Origin of the sequence: Ornithinimicrobium sp. (genome assembly GCF_030537745.1) — a bacterium.
GTDB lineage: Bacteria > Actinomycetota > Actinomycetes > Actinomycetales > Dermatophilaceae > Ornithinicoccus.
Genome location: NZ_JAUNVI010000025.1, coordinates 42,218 through 43,784, shown reverse-complemented (window position 1 = coordinate 43,784; position 1,567 = coordinate 42,218). Strand labels below are relative to the sequence as shown.

At 68.1% G+C, this 1,567-nt stretch carries 2 protein-coding genes; one reads left to right on the top strand and one right to left on the bottom strand.

Translation table 11 applies throughout. The features are described from left to right. The first annotated feature begins 214 nt into the window (after nt 1-214). Nucleotides 215-1,141 (top strand): CPBP family intramembrane glutamic endopeptidase, encoded by a 927-nt coding sequence (locus Q4P07_RS07420; protein WP_303374270.1) that lies wholly within the window; start codon nt 215-217, stop codon nt 1,139-1,141. Between the two features lie 21 nt (nt 1,142-1,162). Here the strand turns inward: Q4P07_RS07420 and Q4P07_RS07415 are convergent. Continuing rightward, nucleotides 1,163-1,567: DUF2332 family protein (locus Q4P07_RS07415; protein ID WP_303374269.1), on the bottom strand; the 405-nt coding region annotated here is incomplete at its 5' end.

The window sequence follows — 1,567 nt, the reverse complement described above, 5'->3', positions numbered from 1 at the left end:
TCGAGACGGACGTGGTCACTGCCGACGGCACCGTTGTGGCCCGGGTGCGCAAGCAGATCTACGTCCGCGAAAAGCCCCCACGCTGAAGCCGCGAACGTGTCGGCGGTCATGCACCCCACCATGACCGAGGTCACGGTGGCGACCGACGGTCGATGACCGATGACGTGACCTCCGGTCGATGTGCCGGTGGTTCGTGGCTCCTAGCGTCATCCTCATGAGCAATCACACCCCCCACGCCTTCGACGTCGAAGCCCCCTCATCCAAGGACGCACCTGCTGGCCCGAGCCGTTACTCGCGAACCTCCCGGCCTGTGTGGGGAGCGCTGTGGCGGACGCTGATGTCCATGGTCGCGATGTTTGTCTTCGCGGTCGTGGGCGCCCTCGGAGGCCTCCAACTGGCCAGGGTGCTGGGTGCGCCCGAGAGGTCGGAGGTGATGTTTGCGGGCGTGGGGTCCCTCACGGTCGGAGTGGCGGTAGTGGTGGTCCTGCGCCGTTTCGTCGAGGGTGACCGTTCGATCAGCCTGGGGATGGCTTGGGGAAGGGGTAGGGCACTTCTCTGGCTGGCGCTGGGTATCGGCGCTGCGGCGGTGGTGCTCGGGTTCGGCATCGCGGATCAGTTCCTCAGCGGAACCGCCAGTGTGGAATTCGCGGACCTCCCCGCTGGCGACATAGTGCTCGGGATGCTGTCCCTCCTCGCAGTCGCGTTCCTGCTGCAGGGTATCCCCGAAGAGCTGTTGTTCCGGGGCTACCTGCAAGGCACGTTGGCCGAGCGGCTCCCCGTGTGGACTGCCGTGGTGATCTCGGGCGTGGCCTTCGGGGTGCTGCACCTGGTGTCCCAGGGCAGCGGCGACACCGTGAGTTCCAAGCTCATCTACGTGTTGTCCGCGACCGGTTTGGGCTTCGCCGCGGGCGGGCTTCGGGCCGTCACCGGGTCCACCTGGGCCGCGATCGGGCTGCACGGCGGTGATCACCTGGTGACCGGGGTATCCCAGTTGTGGCTGCGGATGGACGACGAGCACGTCAGCCTCTGGTCTACCGCCGCGCTGTTCGCCATCTGCGGGATCTGCCTCGTGGTTCACGCCCGCCGGGTGAAAGCCGCCCGGCTCGATGACCTAGCAGTACCAAGTGCGTCCGCCGTGTAGTGGGACGCCCCTTGGACGCCCTTACAACCAGCGTAGGGACCGGCCGTGGGGTTGGGTCCTGGCCACCGGCCGCCCGTCGACAGCAAGGACAAACTCGGCGCCGCTGTCTTCTCCTTCGGGGAGCCGCGCAGCGAGCCCAGGCACCACGTGGACCCCTTCGTTGGAGATCCAGGTCGCGTCCAGGCTGGTTACCGATTCCACGAATCGCTCGCGCGCGGCGAGTGGCAGGTAGGCCAGCACCGCGCTGTGGAAGACCACCAGGGTGACGCCGGGCGGCGCCTGGGCAGCCAGCGCGGGTAGCTCTTCGACGAGATCGCCGCGCACCCGGTGGACGGTCTCGGTGGCCGCGATCCGCAGGCTGTGGTTTAGCCGCTCCTCTCGCTCGGGCTGGCCGGGCCAGATCAGCGAGCGGAGCCAGCGGGCGTC

What these genes read in the sequence shown, in the direction of transcription:
- Q4P07_RS07420 (WP_303374270.1), top strand. Translation starts at nt 215, where the DNA reads ATGAGCAATCACACCCCCCACGCCTTCGACGTCGAAGCCCCCTCATCC.